Annotated in this window: 19 protein-coding genes; 3 read left to right on the top strand and 16 right to left on the bottom strand. The window is 60.4% G+C overall.

Translation table 11 applies throughout. The annotated features are described in order from the left end of the window. Positions 1-51: 51 nt before the first annotated feature. The 10 genes from ACXWTF_RS10740 to ACXWTF_RS10695 form a co-directional block, all read right to left on the bottom strand. Positions 52-846 carry a M48 family metallopeptidase gene (locus tag ACXWTF_RS10740; protein WP_461714988.1) on the bottom strand — a complete coding sequence of 265 codons (795 nt, stop codon included), beginning with the start codon at positions 844-846 and terminating at the stop codon, positions 52-54. Further along, positions 843-1280, bottom strand: coding sequence for a YbjQ family protein (locus tag ACXWTF_RS10735; RefSeq protein ID WP_461714987.1), 438 nt, complete (start codon positions 1278-1280; stop codon positions 843-845). The genes ACXWTF_RS10740 and ACXWTF_RS10735 overlap by 4 nt, the downstream gene beginning before the upstream one ends. Continuing rightward, positions 1280-1594, bottom strand: coding sequence for a YbjQ family protein (locus ACXWTF_RS10730; protein WP_461714986.1), 315 nt, complete (start codon positions 1592-1594; stop codon positions 1280-1282). Before ACXWTF_RS10730 ends, ACXWTF_RS10735 begins: the two co-directional genes overlap by 1 nt. Positions 1595-1663: 69 nt before the next feature. Continuing rightward, entirely contained in the window at positions 1664-2410 is a 747-nt protein-coding gene (pssA, locus tag ACXWTF_RS10725) for a CDP-diacylglycerol--serine O-phosphatidyltransferase (protein WP_461714985.1), read from the bottom strand. 3 nt (positions 2411-2413) lie between these two features. Continuing rightward, the gene (locus ACXWTF_RS10720; RefSeq protein WP_461714984.1) at positions 2414-3046 is read right to left on the bottom strand and encodes a phosphatidylserine decarboxylase; all 633 of its coding nucleotides are present in this window, start codon (positions 3044-3046) and stop codon (positions 2414-2416) included. Next, on the bottom strand, positions 3043-5028 hold the full coding sequence (ftsH, locus tag ACXWTF_RS10715) for an ATP-dependent zinc metalloprotease FtsH (RefSeq protein ID WP_461714983.1): 1986 nt from the start codon (positions 5026-5028) through the stop codon (positions 3043-3045). Before ftsH ends, ACXWTF_RS10720 begins: the two co-directional genes overlap by 4 nt. Before the next feature lie 7 nt (positions 5029-5035). Beyond that, complete coding sequence (locus ACXWTF_RS10710; RefSeq protein WP_461714982.1) at positions 5036-5866, bottom strand: 50S ribosomal protein L11 methyltransferase; 831 nt, start codon at positions 5864-5866, stop codon at positions 5036-5038. Beyond that, positions 5859-6575 carry a 1-(5-phosphoribosyl)-5-[(5-phosphoribosylamino)methylideneamino]imidazole-4-carboxamide isomerase gene (gene hisA, locus ACXWTF_RS10705; protein WP_461714981.1) on the bottom strand — a complete coding sequence of 239 codons (717 nt, stop codon included), beginning with the start codon at positions 6573-6575 and terminating at the stop codon, positions 5859-5861. The genes ACXWTF_RS10710 and hisA overlap by 8 nt, the downstream gene beginning before the upstream one ends. Positions 6576-6586: 11 nt before the next feature. Beyond that, on the bottom strand, positions 6587-7198 hold the full coding sequence (gene hisH, locus ACXWTF_RS10700; RefSeq protein WP_461714980.1) for an imidazole glycerol phosphate synthase subunit HisH: 612 nt from the start codon (positions 7196-7198) through the stop codon (positions 6587-6589). Beyond that, a complete protein-coding gene (locus tag ACXWTF_RS10695; protein ID WP_461714979.1) occupies positions 7195-8106 on the bottom strand; it encodes a PDC sensor domain-containing protein in 912 nt (303 codons plus the stop codon). The genes hisH and ACXWTF_RS10695 overlap by 4 nt, the downstream gene beginning before the upstream one ends. 105 nt (positions 8107-8211) lie before the next feature. Between ACXWTF_RS10695 and waaC the strand changes: the two genes are divergently transcribed. Together waaC and ACXWTF_RS10685 are read left to right on the top strand one after the other, a co-directional pair. After that, a complete protein-coding gene (waaC, locus tag ACXWTF_RS10690; RefSeq protein ID WP_461714978.1) occupies positions 8212-9198 on the top strand; it encodes a lipopolysaccharide heptosyltransferase I in 987 nt (328 codons plus the stop codon). Then, positions 9195-10082: a lipid A biosynthesis lauroyl acyltransferase gene (locus ACXWTF_RS10685; RefSeq protein WP_461714977.1), complete on the top strand. Its 888-nt coding sequence runs from the start codon at positions 9195-9197 to the stop codon at positions 10080-10082. The genes waaC and ACXWTF_RS10685 overlap by 4 nt, the downstream gene beginning before the upstream one ends. A 3-nt stretch (positions 10083-10085) precedes the next feature. Here ACXWTF_RS10685 and lgt read toward each other — a convergent pair whose 3' ends face one another. From lgt to ACXWTF_RS10665, 4 genes are read right to left on the bottom strand one after another with little or no spacing between them, the layout of a single operon-like run. Continuing rightward, the gene (gene lgt, locus ACXWTF_RS10680; protein WP_461714976.1) at positions 10086-10913 is read right to left on the bottom strand and encodes a prolipoprotein diacylglyceryl transferase; all 828 of its coding nucleotides are present in this window, start codon (positions 10911-10913) and stop codon (positions 10086-10088) included. Positions 10914-10957: 44 nt separating this feature from the next. Beyond that, on the bottom strand, positions 10958-11536 hold the full coding sequence (locus tag ACXWTF_RS10675; protein WP_461714975.1) for an RsmD family RNA methyltransferase: 579 nt from the start codon (positions 11534-11536) through the stop codon (positions 10958-10960). Beyond that, the gene (locus ACXWTF_RS10670) at positions 11533-12255 is read right to left on the bottom strand and encodes an exonuclease domain-containing protein (RefSeq protein WP_461714974.1); all 723 of its coding nucleotides are present in this window, start codon (positions 12253-12255) and stop codon (positions 11533-11535) included. Before ACXWTF_RS10670 ends, ACXWTF_RS10675 begins: the two co-directional genes overlap by 4 nt. Further along, positions 12255-12671, bottom strand: coding sequence for a hypothetical protein (locus ACXWTF_RS10665; protein WP_461714973.1), 417 nt, complete (start codon positions 12669-12671; stop codon positions 12255-12257). The genes ACXWTF_RS10670 and ACXWTF_RS10665 overlap by 1 nt, the downstream gene beginning before the upstream one ends. A 237-nt stretch (positions 12672-12908) precedes the next feature. Here ACXWTF_RS10665 and murA point away from each other — a divergent pair, with 237 nt between their 5' ends. Then, positions 12909-14171 (top strand): UDP-N-acetylglucosamine 1-carboxyvinyltransferase, encoded by a 1263-nt coding sequence (gene murA, locus ACXWTF_RS10660; RefSeq protein ID WP_461714972.1) that lies wholly within the window; start codon positions 12909-12911, stop codon positions 14169-14171. 22 nt (positions 14172-14193) lie between these two features. On the opposite strand, the gene ACXWTF_RS10655 is transcribed toward murA, so the two are convergent. Both ACXWTF_RS10655 and ACXWTF_RS10650 read right to left on the bottom strand, forming a co-directional pair. After that, positions 14194-14571 carry a heat shock protein transcriptional repressor HspR gene (locus tag ACXWTF_RS10655; RefSeq protein WP_231018977.1) on the bottom strand — a complete coding sequence of 126 codons (378 nt, stop codon included), beginning with the start codon at positions 14569-14571 and terminating at the stop codon, positions 14194-14196. Positions 14572-14574: 3 nt separating this feature from the next. Beyond that, entirely contained in the window at positions 14575-15483 is a 909-nt protein-coding gene (locus ACXWTF_RS10650; protein ID WP_461714971.1) for a DnaJ C-terminal domain-containing protein, read from the bottom strand. Positions 15484-15539 lie beyond the last annotated feature (56 nt).

The following is a 15539-nucleotide window of genomic DNA, read 5'->3' as shown; positions in this document are numbered from 1 at the left end:
GGCGCATTATAGTGTAAATGGCGCCGTTTGGGTAAGCGGTGCCTCCCGGGGTCAATCGTCCGCCTTCTGCAACTGCAGCGGCAGCAGCGCGTTCCCCGTGTTCATCCCTTCCGCTTTTATCTTCTGTTTCATCGCGGCGATGCGGACATCAAAATCGGGATGTGAAGCGAAAAAACCCTGCCACTGCGATGTCGTGGCCATCCGCTCGAAGAAAGCGGTGGCATCCCTGACGCCCCCGTAGGCGCACTGCAGTGCCTCCAGGCCGAAAAGATCGCCCTCCTCCTCCGCCGAGCGGGAGTAAGAGGCGTTCCCCAGATCCAGCGCCACATTGAACCCCGCCGTCGAATCGCCGCCGACCATGACGGCGACCAGGGCGAGCACCAGGCCGTAGCCGAATTTACGGAGGTGGTCTTTATGTTTGAAATGGCCCAGTTCGTGGCCGAGGACGAAGGCCAGCTCATTCTCGCTTCTGACCTCCTCGATCAATCCCGTCGAGACATAGATCACGCCGCCCGGCAGCGCGAAGGCATTCGGCGTCTCCTCCTCGATCAGATAACTTTTCACCCGGTAGGGCAGCGACACGCATGACGCCAGTTTGCCCGTCACCGTATCCAGGTTCGTGTCCGTGCGCGCCGACAGGTTCATCTCGTCGCTGATCGTCTGCATCAGCACCCGTTCCTGTTCCGGGGTGATAAATGCCACGGCGGCGTTTACGGCCAGCGCCAGCAGCCCGGCAGCGGCAGCGGCGATCAGCGCCAGCGCGACGCTGAGCTTGAAGGCCTGTTTGAGAGGATGTTCCCGCGGAAGATTGATATGTTCGTCGGGAAGCCCCGGGCTGTAGGTCATCGGTAGATCGCCGTCCCGTAGGCCAGGACCTCTACCGCGCCGATACTGTTTTGGGTATTTTTGGAAATCGAGCTTGTCTCGATACGGATGTTGATGATCTCGCTCGCGTCGCCGGCATCCGCCTTCATCCGCAGGATCGCCTCACGGCGCGCGCGGTCGACCAGGGTCTCGTAGGCCGTCACGTTGCCGCCGAAAAGGTTGACGAGCCCCGCGACAAACTTCTTGAAAAAATCGATGGAGATGACCACACTGCCGTTGACGAGCTTCGTCTTGGTAATCCCATCGGGCTGCAGCGGCTTTTTGAGCATGATCGTCGGCAGTGTCACGAATGCCGCCTCGCGCTTGCGCAGGGAGGCGTAGTGGCGTTTCTCAATGATCGTCCCGGTCGTGAACCCCAGGAGCAGCAACACCAGAAATACGATCAGATCCGCCATCAGACGATCCTGACCGCCGTACCGTAGACATAGAGCTCTGCCGCCCCGGCGGCAACCGACGAGGTGGAAAAACGGACATTGAGGATCGCATTGGCCCCCAGCGAGTGCGCCTGCGCTTTCATCCGTGTGATCGCCTCTTCCCTGGATTCGCCCAGCAGCTCAGTATACCCCGTCAGCTCGCCGCCGAACACGTTTTTAAGGCCCGCCATAATGTCACGCCCGACATGTTTTGCCCGGACGGTTGAACCCGAAACGACTCCGAAATGTTCGACAATTTCCCGGTTCGGTATATACTCAAGATTCGTTACTTCCACGGATCACACTCCCAATAAAGATGATCCATTCTATCGGTAAAAATCTTAAATAACGTAAATGATCAATTTTTATTTTTTATGCCGGTGCCGGTATTTGCGCAGGAGGGTATAGCGCCGGTAGAAGAACCAGGTAGCGCGCAGCGGCCCGTAGAGGATATAGATCGTAAAGAGCAGAGCGACCCCTTCAATGGGGTAGAGGAAGATCAGCGAAGCCGCCACCAGCAGTCCCACCAGGACCCGCTTGACGTGCATCGCATGCATATCGATCTTTTTGAAACTGGGGTAACGGATGTTGCTGACCATCAGCAGCGCCGTGACCAGTGCACCGGCAAGAATGATCCAGCCGTAGGTGGCATGCCCGCCGTATTTGGTGAACAGCAGCACCAGCACGGCGGCGAAGGTGGCCGCGGTCGGAATCGGCACCCCGATGAAAACCGAGGGTTCCGACTGGGCGGTCATCACGTTGAAACGGGCAAGGCGGATCGCTCCGAAGATGACGAAGAGCGCACTCACCAGCACCCCGAAGCGTCCGTACTCATGCCCGGCGTACAGGTAGATAAGCATCGCCGGTGCGGCACCGAAGGCGATGATATCGGCCAGGGAATCGAACTCGACGCCGAAACGGCTGCAGGTGTTGGTCAGGCGGGCAACACGGCCGTCAAGCCCGTCAAAGATCAGGGAAAGCAGGATCATCCACGCAGCAAAGCCGAAACGCCCCTGTGTGGCCGCGATCATACTGTAGACGCCGGCGAAGATGCTCGCGGCGGTAAAGAGGTTCGGAAGAAGAAAAGCAAGCGAGCGCGTCGGGACGGCCATGGGTTACCTCATATACCCCAGCAGGGTCCGGGTCGCATAGACCCTGTCCCCCGGGTTGACGGCAACCCGCGTCGACGCCGGCAGTTGCAGCCGGGTCACCCCATGGGTCAGCACCCCGTAGCGTTCCCCGCGCAGCCGGCGCTTCCCGGGGACGTAGGCATCGATCAGCAGCGGTGCGGGGGTCTGTGCAAGGCGGTGCGTCAGGCGGATACTCCGCCCCTCTTCATCTTCAAAGAGGATCGACCCCCGTTCGTTCAGCATCCCGGCAAGGGGGCTGCGGCTTCCCAACCGCGCCCCGCGTGTCACCGTCTCCCCTGATGGCACGCCTTCGACAAAAGGTGCGGTGAGCAGTGTGGCGTCGAACCACCCCGTCTCGATCTCGACGGATACACTGCCGTCGGGCAGCGTGTCGATCGCCGTCACTCTGCCGTCGCAGGGGGCGGTCACGCTCCCCTTTTCAAAATAGGTCGCCGTCCGGGCGGGTTTGCGGTATTTCCACAGCAGATAGCCCGCCGCGGCGATGAAGAGCCATGCCATGAGATCACAATCGAACAGGGCAAAAAACAGGGCCGCAGCCGCGGCGATGCCTACTGACCGCCACCCCTCTTTGACGATGAGATCTCGCAGGCCGTTCATGACCGCTCCGTACCGTCCTCCGGCATCGCAGAGGCCTGCGACATATCTTCGGAGACTTCGCGGTCGGCTTTGGCCGCCGCCGTTTCATCCAACAGCGTTTCCATACCGTTGGCCGTTTCAAATGCCTGGATAATTCCACGGACCTCGCCCCCGGTGATATTCTCCCGCTCGTACAGCAGGGAAACCATATCCTCGATCGCACCGCGGTAGGTCTCCAGGCGCCCTTTGACACCGGCATAATGCTCCGCGAGCGTCTGCTTGATAAAAGTGTCCATATCCTGGGCCATTTTCTCGCTGTATTCACGGCCCTGGGTCATCCCGCCCCCGAGGAAGGAGCTGCGCTGGCGCTCAAGCACCATCAGGCCGGCAACGTCGCTCATCCCGTACATCTGCACCATCGCTTTGATGATGTCGGTCGCACGCTCCAGGTCGTTGCTGGCACCCGTCGAGATCTCACCGATAAAGACCTCTTCGGCCGCGCGGCCGCCCAGCAGGACGTCGACTTCGGCCAGCAGTTCATGTTTTTGCGCCAGATACTTGTTCTCTTCAGGCGTGTTGAGCGTATAGCCCAGCGCCGCAAGACCGCGCGGAACGATGGAGACCTTGGAGACCTTCTTCGCCCCCTTCGTCGTCTCCGCCAGCAGAGCGTGGCCGCTCTCGTGGTAGGCGACAATCCGCTTCTCTTTTTCATCGATGCGGCGGCTCTTTTTCGCCAGACCGGCGATGGCACGTTCGACCGATTCGCGGATATCGCGCTGGTGAACGCTTTTTTGGTTCTTGCGTCCCGCGAGCAGTGCCGCTTCATTGATGATATTCGCAAGGTCCGCCCCCGCCAGGCCTGCGGTCAGGCGCGCGATCTCTTCGAGGTCAACGTCCTCGTCGATCTTGATCCCTTTGACGTGGACCTTCAGGATCGCGATACGGCCTTCGTAATCGGGCTTGTCGACAAGCACCTGACGGTCGAAACGGCCCGGGCGCAGCAGCGCGGGGTCAAGGACCTCCGGGCGGTTCGTCGCGGCGAGAATGATAATCGGCGTGTCCGTGCTGAAACCGTCCATCTCCGCCAACAGCTGGTTAAGCGTCTGCTCGCGCTCGTCGTTGCCGCCCATCATGCCGCCGGCGGCACGGCTCTTACCGATGGCGTCGATCTCGTCGATGAAGATGATGGAAGGCGCGTCTTTCTTCGCCTGTTCAAAGAGGTCACGGACCCGTGCGGCCCCGACCCCGACAAACATCTCGATAAAGCTCGAACCCGAAACGGAGAAGAACGGGACGTCCGCTTCACCCGCGACGGCCTTGGCCAGAAGGGTCTTACCCGTACCGGGGCTTCCGACCAGCAGGACCCCCTTCGGGATCTTGGCCCCCAGCTCGACGTAACGCTCCGGGTAGCGGAGGAAGTCGACGATCTCGTGGACCTCCTCTTTGGCCTCTTCCGCGCCGGCGACGTCTTCGAACTTCGTCTTCGGTTTTTCGGAGTTGACAAGCTTTTTGGCGTTCCCCATACCGAGGATGCCGCCGCCCATGTTTTTTTGCATGCGGCCCGCCATGAACATCCAGATGGCGATGATGATCAGGAACGGCAGCAGCCATCCGAACATCTCCGTGAACCAGTTGGACTCGGAGAAGCCGCTGTAGTCGATCTTCTCCTCGTCCAGCAGCGGGACGAGGGTGTCATCGTTGGCGACTTTGCGCGCCGTGTAGGTGATCTTCTGTCCGTTCTGCTCGCCCAGGGCACGGATGTAGGACTGGCCGATGGCCACTTTGGAGATGCTGTGGCTCTTGATGAGATCCTTGAGTTCGGAGTAGCTGACCTCCTGGGTCTTGCTCACACTCTGCCCCATCACGCCGTTACCGCCCTGCTCCCCGATCAGGGCCTTAAAGATCAGGATGACCACGACCGAGAAGATCGCGAAGGTGATCAGGGGATTCTGGTTAAAAAAGTTCTTGTTATTGTTGTCTTGATTGTTATCTTGTTGCGCCATAAAGTGATTATCCTTTTGGTGTCACGACCAGGGTGACCCATTCCTCTTTTGCGATTCGCTCCGCGACATCCATATCCGCGTAAGCCTCCACAATTTTAGCTTCATATTTATCCAATATGCCTGAAAGAATCAGCCTGCCGCCCGGCCGCAACAGCTTTTTCAGCTCATCGGCGATAAAGACCAGGACGTCCGCGACGATATTGGCGATGACGACGTCATACGTCGCCGTCGCCTGGGCGGCCGAGCCTTCCCAGATGTGCCGGAGGTCCACGTCGTTGAGTTCGCAGTTCTCCAGGGTGTTGCCGACCGAGACCGGGTCCGTATCGCAGGCGTCGACATTCGCGCCGAGCTTGCAGGCGGCGATGGAGAGGATGCCGCTGCCGCAGCCGACATCGATGACGTCGTCTCCGGGTTCGACGAAGCGTCCGACCGCTTCGAGGCATGATGCCGTCGTGGGGTGGTGCCCCGTCCCGAAGGCCAGTGCCGGGTCGAGAACAATGTTGACCCGCTCGGGATGCGGATCGCTCCAGGTCGGGTGGACGTAAAACGGTGCCACCTCGACCGGGGTGACGCTCTCCTGGTAGGCGCGCACCCAGTCCTCGGTCCGTTTCTTCTCCAGGGTCATCTCGACATCGACACTGCTCCCCAGTGCCTTCTGCAGCGCTTCGGCAAACTGTTCCAGCCCCCACTGCAGGGTGGAGAGGTCATCTTCGCTCCGGACGATAAATCCCGCTTCGGTCTCTTCGAAGCCGACCGGGAGGGTGTCCGCCAGGAAATCGGCGAAGAGGTCGCGGTGCGACGAAGGGTTGACGCTCAGTTCATAGTAGACCTCATCCATTCCCGTACACCTTCAGCACCTCTTCGAGGTCGATCGTCCCTTCGTAGAAGGCCTTGCCGATGATGACGCCGGCAACCTCGTCCGTCACCGCCAGCGCCGCGAGGTCGCTGTCGTCACGGACCCCGCCGCTGGCGATCGTCGGGATACCCGATGCGCGGGCGATATCGAGGGTAAACTCGACATTGACGCCGCTGAGCGTCCCGTCGCGGCCGACGTCGGTGCAGATGATCGCCTCGACGCCCGCATCGGCGAAGGCCTTGGCCAGGTCCGTTGCTTTCATCTCGCTCACTTCGCCCCACCCTTCGACGGCCACGTAGCCGTCAATGGCGTCGATCCCGACGACAACGGGGTACTTGGCCGCCATCGCCTTGACGAATTCCGGGTCCTTGACGGCGATGGAACCGAGGATGACCCGGTCGATGCCCAGGTCGAGGTAGCGTTTGATCGTCGCCTCGTCGCGGATGCCGCCGCCCAGTTCCAGCTTGACGCTGCAGTTCCGGCGGATCTTCTCGATCTGTTCAAGGTTCTTCGGTTCCCCGGCGAAGGCGCCGTTGAGGTCAACGAGGTGGACCCATTCGGCCCCCAGCTCCTCGAAACGCTTGACGAGTTCCCAGGGCTGGGAGGAGTACACCTTCGCACTCTCCATCAGCCCCTTGGTGAGGCGGACCGCCTCGCCGTCTTTCAGGTCAATTGCCGGTAATAACGTCATACTATGCTTCCTCACAGGTTGATAAAGTTTTTCAGGATCTGCAGCCCGTTCTTGTGGCTCTTCTCCGGGTGGGGCTGGATGCCCATCACGTTGTCATGGGCCACGGCGCTGGTGAAACGGTAGCCGTACTCCGTCTCCCCGATGATGTCCGCGTCCTCATCGGCCACCGCGTGGAAGGAGTGGACGAAGTAGAGGTAATGCGCCTCGTCAAGACCCGCGAAAAGGGGATGTTCACGGGTAAACATGCGGTTCCACCCCATGTGCGGCACCTTCAGCGGGTGGTCGAACTTTGTCGTATCGAATTCGACGACCTTCCCCTTGATCAGCCCCAGTCCAGGGTTCGGGCCGAACTCCTCGCTGCTCTCAAACAGCAGTTGCATGCCGAGGCAGATGCCGAGCATCGGCTTGCCGCTGCGCGCATAGGCTTTCAGCGCCTCGTCCATACCCCGTTCGCGCAGGTGCTCCATCGCGTCCCCGTAGGCCCCGACCCCGGGCAGGATCAGCCGATCGTACCCGGCAAGCTTCTCCGGGTCGCTTTCGACGGCAACGTCCTCACCCAGCAGCGCGAAAGCGTTTTTCACGCTCGCCAGGTTGCCCATGTTGTAGTCACAGATCCCAATCATTCTTCAACCGCTCTTTTCGTAAATTTGATATAGAGTGCCAAGGCCACCAGCAGCATCGAGACCCCGCCGATGATATAGATGGCGTTGACCAGCATGGCCGGCTCGGTCATCGCGAACTTGAAGACGAGCATCAGGGCCTCGATGGAGAGGGCGATGATGATGGACCCCAGGAAACGTACCATCGTTTTATGCGGGTCCGATGCCCCGCTGTCCTGCCTGTGGCGCCCCAGAACCTCCTCCTCGAAGAGGGTTTTGACGAGGTCGAAAATGGCCAGGGCCAGCGTCAGGAGAATCGTTGACTCGAAGACCTCCTTGATCTCGATCTTGCGCACGTCCAGTCCGAAGTGCAGGAAGGTCGTCACCCCCTTGATGAAGAGCAGCAGCGCCACCATGGCCAGCATAAAGGTAAAGGCCGCGTACCCGTAACGGAACAGGCGCCCGTAGAAGGAGTGCAGCGCCATCGGGTGTGCGATCTGTAGTACCGCATCCAGCGGCATATCGAGGCAGGCAACGTAGAGCAGCTCCCCAGTTTCGTCGAAGATCGGCTGCGACGCCGTAATGGTAAGGTCCTGGGTGATCAGCGAAGGGTACGGGTCGGTAATGGTGCAGCGCTTCTCCCGCGCCGCACGGTAGTAGTAGGCGCGGTCGGAGCGGATACGCCCGTGGTCCTCGTCCAGCTGCTTCCCTCCCGGCAGAAAAGTCGGGGTGACCTGCACCCCCTTCTGGTCCAGAAGGTAGATTCCCTCCGCATCCCGCAGATCGCCCATGATCTTCTGCATGCGCGCCATGATCGCTTCGGGGGTGATCGACGGCAGGCGGTTGGGCAGGTTCTTGGAGAAGAGGTAGCAAAAGTAGGCCCGCGCTTTCGTGCGGATCTCGGAAAAGTTCTGTATGTCGCGTGCGACCATGGCAGTCCCGTCCTCAATTTAGTAGTATGGGATTATACCTCACCCCCGATGGCAAAGCGCTAAAGCAGCCGCGACGCCTCAAGGGTTTGTCGCTATAATAGCGCCATGAATATAGCGCGTATCGCCATCGTCCGCCTCAGCGCCCTGGGCGACATCATCAACAGCGCCGTCGTCCTGCAGTTCGTCCGCCGGCACCACCCCGAGGCCCGTATCGACTGGATCACCGAGGCGCAGTTCGCCCCCATGCTGCAGGGGCATCCGGAGCTGGACAGAGTCCACGGCATCCCCCTCAAACAGCTCAAGCGCGAAAAGCGGTTCGGCCTGCTGCGCGACACGGTCCGCGATCTGCGCGCCCTGGGCCCCTACGACGCCATCATCGACATGCAGGGGCTGCTCAAATCAGCCCTCGTCGCCCGCCTGCTCGGCCCGAACGTCCACGGCTTCGATGCCGCTTCGGCCCGGGAGGGCGCCGCGGCGCTCTTCTACCGCACCAAAAGCCGCATCCCCTACGAGGCCAACATCATCCGCCGCAACTGCGACATCGTCGCGGAAGCCCTCGGTTTCACCGTCAGCGATGCGGAGCTGCTCGCCAAGGCCCCGGCGCTGCCGGTCGGCCCCCGACCGGGCTTCCTGGAAGACGCCCCCTACATCGCCGTGGTCGTCGGGGCGTCCTGGCCTTCGAAATGCTACCCGCCGGCGCAGCTGACCGCCGTCTGCGACGCCCTGCCCCTGCAATGCATCCTCGTCTGGGGTTCCGAAGGGGAGCGCACAGACGCCGAGGCGATCGCGGCCAAAACACCCAACGCCCGTGTGGCACCGAAAATCGACCTGCCCGCGCTGCGCGACCTCATCGGCCACTCGGCGCTGACCATCGGCGGGGACACGGGTCCGACCCACCTTGCCTGGGCGCTGAACCGCCCCTCCGTCGTCCTCTACGGCCCGACGACCCCACGGATGATGTTCGAGACCCCGCTGAACGTCGCGGTCGAATCGGACTCAGAGGTCGATATCCTCCGTATCGACAAAACCGACATGAGCATCGGGACGATTCCCCCCGCGTCGGTCATCCAGAAAGCGAAAGAGCTGCTATGATCCTCTACTATTTTTTCCGTGCCGTCGAGTTTTGCCTGATGCTCCTGCCCTACGCCGTGCGCAAAGCCTTCTTTACCGGCCTCGCCTCCCTCGCCTATCTGATCGACCGCCAGCACCGCGCCGTCATCCGCCGCAACCTCGAGATCGCCTTCGGACCGGACGTCGGGGAAGCCGAAGCGAAGACGATTGCACGCTACTGTTACCGAAATCTGCTGCTGAACTTCCTGCAGGTGCTCGAGAACCAGCGCATGACCCCGCAGCGGCAGGCGGAACTGGTCACCTTTGCCAACCGCGACATCGTCGACCGCGCCCGGGAAGCCGGCCGCCCCGTCATCTTTGTCTCCGGACACTTCGGCAACTGGGAGCTCGGGGCGACGGCCATCGCGTCGCAGATCATGCCCACCGTCAGCATCCACAAGCAGCTCAACAACCCCTACTTCGACCGCTACCTGCTCGCATCGCGTTCGCGCCTGCAGATGCACATGGCCGAAAAACACGGCGCCGTCAAGCACCTGACCCGGGCGCTGAAAAAAGGCGAAGCGGTCTCGCTGATGATCGACCAGAACATCCGGCCGCGGGAGAGCATCTTCGTCGACTTTTTCGGCACCCGGGTGACCCAGACCTCCGCCCCCGCCTTCCTGGCGCGCAAATACAACGCGGCGGTGATCCCCGTCTTTATCCATACCGAGGACGAGAAGCACTTTACGGTCCGTTTCGAAGAGGAGGTTCCCGTACCGCATACGGAGAACGCCGAAGAGGATATCCGCGTCGCGACGCAGCGCCAGTCCGATGTGATGGAACGGATTATCCGGGAGGAGCCGAAGTTCTGGTTCTGGTGCCACCGCCGCTGGAAAGGCGGGAGCAAAGGGATCTACGAGGCGTAGCCCCTAGCGGGCGCTCCGCTTTTTCCCGACAGTGTAGAAGAACGGCCAGAGCAGCACCGCCGCCGCCATCATCAGCGAACTCAGCAGCTGTCCCATCGTCATCCAGCCGCAGCAGATAAAGCCCAGCTGCGGGTCCGGCGCACGCCAGAACTCCGCCGTAAAACGCATCGCCCCATACGCAAACCCGTAGAGCAGGATCAGCTCCCCGCGGAAACGGCGGTGGTTTCGGTAGAGCCAGATAACGGCGAAAACGACGATCCCCTCCAGTACGGCCTCGTAGAGCTGCGACGGATGGCGCAGCACCCCGCCCACGTAGATACCCCAGGGCACTTCGGTCGCCCGACCGATAAGCTCCTGGTTGAGAAAGTTTCCGATCCGCCCGAAGACATAGCCGATGGGAACGGCCACCGCGACAATGTCCATCAGCTGACCGAAGTGGATATGGTGGCGCTTGCTGAAGAGGGCCGATGCGATAAAGAAGCCGATGACCGCCCCGTGGTAGCTCATCCCCCGGATGCCGACGAACTCGCCGTTTTTAAAGGGGTTGAAGATCTGCCACGGGTGCATCAGGTAATAAGACGTGTCGGGATCGTAGAAGAGAATATACCCCAGGCGCGCCCCGAGGATAACGCCGACCTCGACCCAGATAAAATAGTTGTCCAGCGTCAGCGTGTCGACGGGAACCCTGTCGCGGCGCACGTACCACTTCGCCCCGTAGAGGGCGGCGAGGAGTGCCAGAACATACATCATCCCGTACCAGTGTACCGGCAGACCGAATAGCGAAAAGGCAACGGGATTGAAATGTTCGTAGATGTGGTTCCAGTACTCCATGGCGGCTCTTTCAGTGAATTGGACGCAAGTATAGCCAACTATATTTACAGATAGTAACTCAGCGAGGTCTTCCCGAACTTCTTACGTTTTTGCAGGCTGTAGGGCCCGATCGCGTCGGGCAGCTCAAGCCCGCTCATATGTTCTATCGTAATGAGGCGGACCGCTTCGCGGGGCAGCTTCGCAATCAGAGCGAGCATGTTGTCATAGATATCCTCGTGCCCCTCACGGATGGAGAAGGGCGGATCGATGAAGAAGTAAGCGGGTTCACCGAGCTGCCTGAGGCGTGAGAGCGTCTGTGCGATCGTCTCGAAAGTGTCGCCGGCAATCACCTCGCAGGCTGCGGGATCGGTCTGGGCGATGTTGCCCCGCAGCACCTTCAGGGCGTCGCGGTCCCGCTCCATGAAAAGAATGCGTTTCGCCCCCCGGCTCAGCGCCTCGAGGCCGATGGAACCGCTGCCGGAAAAGAGCTCGACAAGAAGAGCATCCATGATCTCGAACTGCAGCGTATTGAAGTAAGACTCCAGCACGATCCCCTTGGAACTGCGTGTTGTCGTTTTGGAGGGCAGCTTCAACAGTTTCCCTTTGTATTTTCCTGCCACGATCTTCTTCGTCAGCGGTTTCATCCTCGCACCTCGTTCATGTAATATTCAATGCTGTAGCGCAGATCCTCGTCCAGGTCCGGGAGGCTGCGGAGCATCCACTCCAGGTAGCCCGGATCCCGGCGGGCGACATCTTCAATGAATTTGCCCCCGTACTTTCCGAAGGTGAGCTTGTGCACCAGCGCCTGCTCCGTCGTCAGCGTCATCAGCCGTTCGCTGTCGGCCATCTCTTCCAGGTAGCGGTGCAGCAGCATCGTATGCAGGGCGTCGCTGAGCGCATGGTGGGCGGAAAGGGGGATCCCCAGTTCATCGGCAAGGGCCTGTTCCTTACGGTAGAGCCGCAGCTCGTAGCGCAGGTACTGCAGGGAGAAGTGTTCGATCTCGCCGCCGAGCAGATGCTTGACACACTTGAGCGTATCGATCATTCCCCCCTGCCAGGTCACCCCCTCCCTTGAGAGCATCTCGAGGTCGAAGGAGAGGTTGTGGCCGACAAGGATCGTCTCGGGGGTGTTAAGGCTTTCCAGCCGTTTCGCCGCGCCGGTCGCGTCGAACTCCGGGGCATCGGCGAGCATCTCGTTGGTCAAATGATGGACCGCCATCGCCTCCGGCGGCACCCTTTTCGGGGGCCGGACCAGGTCATAAACCGTCTCGTACCTGCCCCCCTCATCGAGGATCATGCCCACCGAACAGATGCGGTCTTTTTTTTCGACACCGGTCGTCTCTACGTCAAGGTAACAGAGCATCAAAACCGTTGCAAAAGGGTGTGGTAGTGTTCAAGGGTCCGGAAACTCTTCTCAAAGCGCCAGCGCAGCACGAAGGCGACGACGGCGTCGCGCTGGGAGGGTTCGAGCTTTTCGGCGCGCCCGAAATAGGCCAGCGAACTGTTCTTGTTCCTGACTTTAGCCTCGCGGTCGTAGGTGATGGCGATGATCTGGACATACTTGCCTTCGTGCGGCGTACCCAGCGTATCGTCGGCGAGGGAGATTCCCGCCAGATTCATCGCCTTGAATGCAAAAAGATCCGCGAATTCGGGGACCTTTTCATCGACGCCGAGGGCGTGATAGAGGGATTCGAGCGCAGCCATATTCTCCTTGCGTGCGACTTCATAGCTTGAAATCTTTGCCGTAAGGTTTTTCAGACGATCCAGTGCCGTTGACACCTCTGCGCTCCTTTCCATATCATACGCTCCGGGAGCAAAAGCCCCCGTCTCTACGCTAACGCTTTGTTCTCCTCGGCGGAGTGCCCACGCACCGTCGGCGCTTTTAGAACGTCACCTTCGCAAGCGATTACATTAAGATGCTCAACCCACAAGCCATCTACTGCATTATCATAGCAGTTTAACCAACCGTGCTTTATAATCAGCAAAAACTTTGGCGCGTTGCGCCTGTGAGGTGATATGGATTATTTCAAGATCAACGGACCCAAATCCCTAAACGGCTGCGTCGCCGTCTCCGGCGCCAAGAACGCCGCCCTGCCGCTGATCGCGCTGACGATCCTTGCCAAGAACCCTGTCACGATCACGAACCTCCCCCATGTCGTCGACATCAAGACCCTGCTCAAACTGCTGACCAACCTCGGTGCGGCGTTTGAACTCGACGGCAACCGCGTCACCATCGACACCCGCCCCGTGAACCACACGATGGCTACCTACGACATTGTCAAGACCATGCGCGCCTCCATCCTTGTGCTGGGACCGCTGCTCGCGCGCTTCGGCCACTGCGAGGTCTCCCTTCCCGGGGGCTGCGCCATCGGGCAACGCCCCATCGACCTGCACCTCAAAGCGCTGGAGCACATGGGCGCGGAGATCACCATCCACGCCGGGTACGTCCGCGCCGAAGCCCCCGGCGGCCTCAAGGGTGCGCACATTCTGTTCGACAAGATCACCGTCACCGGTACGGCCAACGTCGTAATGGCTGCGGCGCTGGCCAAGGGAAAAACGACGATCACAAACGCCGCCCGCGAACCCGAAGTCGTCCAGCTCTGCGAACTCCTGCACGATGCGGGGGTCACGATCGAGGGGATCGGCAGCTCCGAACTGGTCATTGAAGGCACCGGGGGCGAACTCGTCGACATCGCCTCCTTCGCCGTCATCCCCGACCGCATCGAGGCGGGAACCTACCTCTGCGCCGCGGCCATTTCACGCTCGCCGCTGACCCTGACCCATGTCCGCCCCGATCACCTCGAAGCGGTCCTGGGCAAACTCGAAGAGATGGGCGTAGGCATCGAAACGACGGAGGACACGATCACCGTCCGCCCTGTCGAGACGCTCAAACCGGTTGACATTACGACCATGGAGTACCCCGCCTTCCCGACGGACATGCAGGCGCAGTTCCTCGCGCTCTGTACCCAGGCCGAAGGGACCTCCACCGTCGAGGAGCGCCTCTTTGAAAACCGCTTTATGCACGTCAGCGAGCTGCAGCGCCTCGGCGCCGACATCACTCTCAAAGGCAATACCGCGACGGTCAAAGGCCCCTCCCCCCTCTTCGGTGCGGACGTCATGGCCACGGACCTGCGTGCTTCAAGTGCGCTGGTGCTGGCGGCACTGGTCGCAGAGGGTGAGACGAACATCCACCGTATCTACCACCTCGACCGCGGCTACGAGGCGCTTGAAGAGAAGTTCGGTCAGATCGGCGCGGACATCGCCCGTCTGAAAGAGTAGCAGGGGAAAAAGAAGAGGGGGATCACTTCTCTTCGAAGATGATCATTTCGTAGATGCTTTTTTTCGTCACCAGCGCCTTCTCGGGCGGTACGCTGGTACTCTGCTTCGCCTGGGCCAGCTGATAACGCAGCTCGGCAATCTCCTGTTCCATCGTATCGATCTGCTCTTTGAGGCGCAGCGCCACGTCGACGCCGGCAAGGTTCACGCCCATTTCGCGGGTCAGACGGAGGATTAGCTTGATACGGTCGATATCGCGCTGGGAGTAGAGACGAATCCGGCCGTCCGAGCGTGAAGGGGTGATCAGGTTCTCACGCTCGTACTGGCGCAGGGTCTGCGGATGGATGTCGAGGATCTTCGACACGATACTGATCAGGTAGACCGGTTCGTCATACGTATGCATGGCTTACTCCTTTGGTAGTTGCGCTTTCATTGCCTCGGTCAGCTCCGGATCAAGGTCGTCCACGTTCGGCAGGATGATGTTCGCGACGAGGTAGAGGTCCCCGCGCACACTGCTTTTGCGGTTCATGACCCCCATCTCCTTCACACGGAAACGCTGGCCGTTCTTCGTGTTCTGCGGTACTTTGAGGGTGATCTCCTTCTCCAGTGTCTTCACGCTCACCTTATCACCGAAGAGTGCGGCATAGAGCGGCACGTCAAAGGTTTTGATCAGCGTATCGCCGTCGCGCTCGTACTCCGGGTTGGAGGCGATATTGATCTTGAGGTAGAGATCGCCGGTGCTGCCGCCCTGCTTGCGCCCTTTGCCGCGGACACGGAGCTTCTCGCCCGCCTTGATGCCCGCCGGGATTTTGATGTCAAAACTCTCCCCCTCGACGTTCACCTGGTGTTTCCCGCCGAGAATGGCCGTCTGGAAGGGCACCGTGATGGAGGTCTCAAGGTCAAGGTTCACCGGCTGCTGGTACCCGCCGCCCCCGAAACCGCCAAAGCCTCCGAAACCGCCGGCACCGCCGCTAAATCCTCCGGAGCCGCCGCCGAAACCGCCGAAGCCACCGCCGCCGCCGAACATCTGGCGGAGGATCTCATCGAGGTCGACGTTGCCGCCCTGCGAACGGGCGAAGTCCTGGAAGTTCTGGCCGCCGAACATCTGGTCGCCGAAACGGTCGTACTGCGCCTTCTTCTCTTTGTCGCTCAGTACTTCGTACGCCGCGTTGATCTCTTTGAACTTCTCCTCCGCTTCGGGGGACTTGTTCACATCGGGATGGTACTGGCGCGCCATCTTCCGGTAGGCTTTTTTGATTTCCGATTCGGTCGCGTTTTCATTGACGCCAAGGGTCTCGTACAGACTTTTACTCATTGACAGTTACCTAATTGTATATTTTCTTTTTAAGAGGGAGTATAGCACATAAGTTG

This window comes from Thiomicrolovo sp. ZZH C-3, from assembly GCF_054862725.1.
The sequence above is the reverse complement of the archived record's forward strand: the minus strand, read 5'-3'. Positions and strand labels throughout refer to the sequence as shown.

What these genes read in the sequence shown, in the direction of transcription:
- ACXWTF_RS10740 (WP_461714988.1), bottom strand. Translation starts at nt 846, where the DNA reads ATGACCTACAGCCCGGGGCTTCCCGACGAACATATCAATCTTCCGCGG.
- ACXWTF_RS10735 (WP_461714987.1), bottom strand. Translation starts at nt 1,280, where the DNA reads ATGGCGGATCTGATCGTATTTCTGGTGTTGCTGCTCCTGGGGTTCACG.
- pssA (WP_461714985.1), bottom strand. Translation starts at nt 2,410, where the DNA reads ATGGCCGTCCCGACGCGCTCGCTTGCTTTTCTTCTTCCGAACCTCTTT.
- ACXWTF_RS10720 (WP_461714984.1), bottom strand. Translation starts at nt 3,046, where the DNA reads ATGAACGGCCTGCGAGATCTCATCGTCAAAGAGGGGTGGCGGTCAGTA.
- ftsH (WP_461714983.1), bottom strand. Translation starts at nt 5,028, where the DNA reads ATGGCGCAACAAGATAACAATCAAGACAACAATAACAAGAACTTTTTT.
- ACXWTF_RS10710 (WP_461714982.1), bottom strand. Translation starts at nt 5,866, where the DNA reads ATGGATGAGGTCTACTATGAACTGAGCGTCAACCCTTCGTCGCACCGC.
- hisA (WP_461714981.1), bottom strand. Translation starts at nt 6,575, where the DNA reads ATGACGTTATTACCGGCAATTGACCTGAAAGACGGCGAGGCGGTCCGC.
- hisH (WP_461714980.1), bottom strand. Translation starts at nt 7,198, where the DNA reads ATGATTGGGATCTGTGACTACAACATGGGCAACCTGGCGAGCGTGAAA.
- ACXWTF_RS10695 (WP_461714979.1), bottom strand. Translation starts at nt 8,106, where the DNA reads ATGGTCGCACGCGACATACAGAACTTTTCCGAGATCCGCACGAAAGCG.
- waaC (WP_461714978.1), top strand. Translation starts at nt 8,212, where the DNA reads ATGAATATAGCGCGTATCGCCATCGTCCGCCTCAGCGCCCTGGGCGAC.
- ACXWTF_RS10685 (WP_461714977.1), top strand. Translation starts at nt 9,195, where the DNA reads ATGATCCTCTACTATTTTTTCCGTGCCGTCGAGTTTTGCCTGATGCTC.
- lgt (WP_461714976.1), bottom strand. Translation starts at nt 10,913, where the DNA reads ATGGAGTACTGGAACCACATCTACGAACATTTCAATCCCGTTGCCTTT.
- ACXWTF_RS10675 (WP_461714975.1), bottom strand. Translation starts at nt 11,536, where the DNA reads ATGAAACCGCTGACGAAGAAGATCGTGGCAGGAAAATACAAAGGGAAA.
- ACXWTF_RS10670 (WP_461714974.1), bottom strand. Translation starts at nt 12,255, where the DNA reads ATGCTCTGTTACCTTGACGTAGAGACGACCGGTGTCGAAAAAAAAGAC.
- murA (WP_461714972.1), top strand. Translation starts at nt 12,909, where the DNA reads ATGGATTATTTCAAGATCAACGGACCCAAATCCCTAAACGGCTGCGTC.
- ACXWTF_RS10655 (WP_231018977.1), bottom strand. Translation starts at nt 14,571, where the DNA reads ATGCATACGTATGACGAACCGGTCTACCTGATCAGTATCGTGTCGAAG.
- ACXWTF_RS10650 (WP_461714971.1), bottom strand. Translation starts at nt 15,483, where the DNA reads ATGAGTAAAAGTCTGTACGAGACCCTTGGCGTCAATGAAAACGCGACC.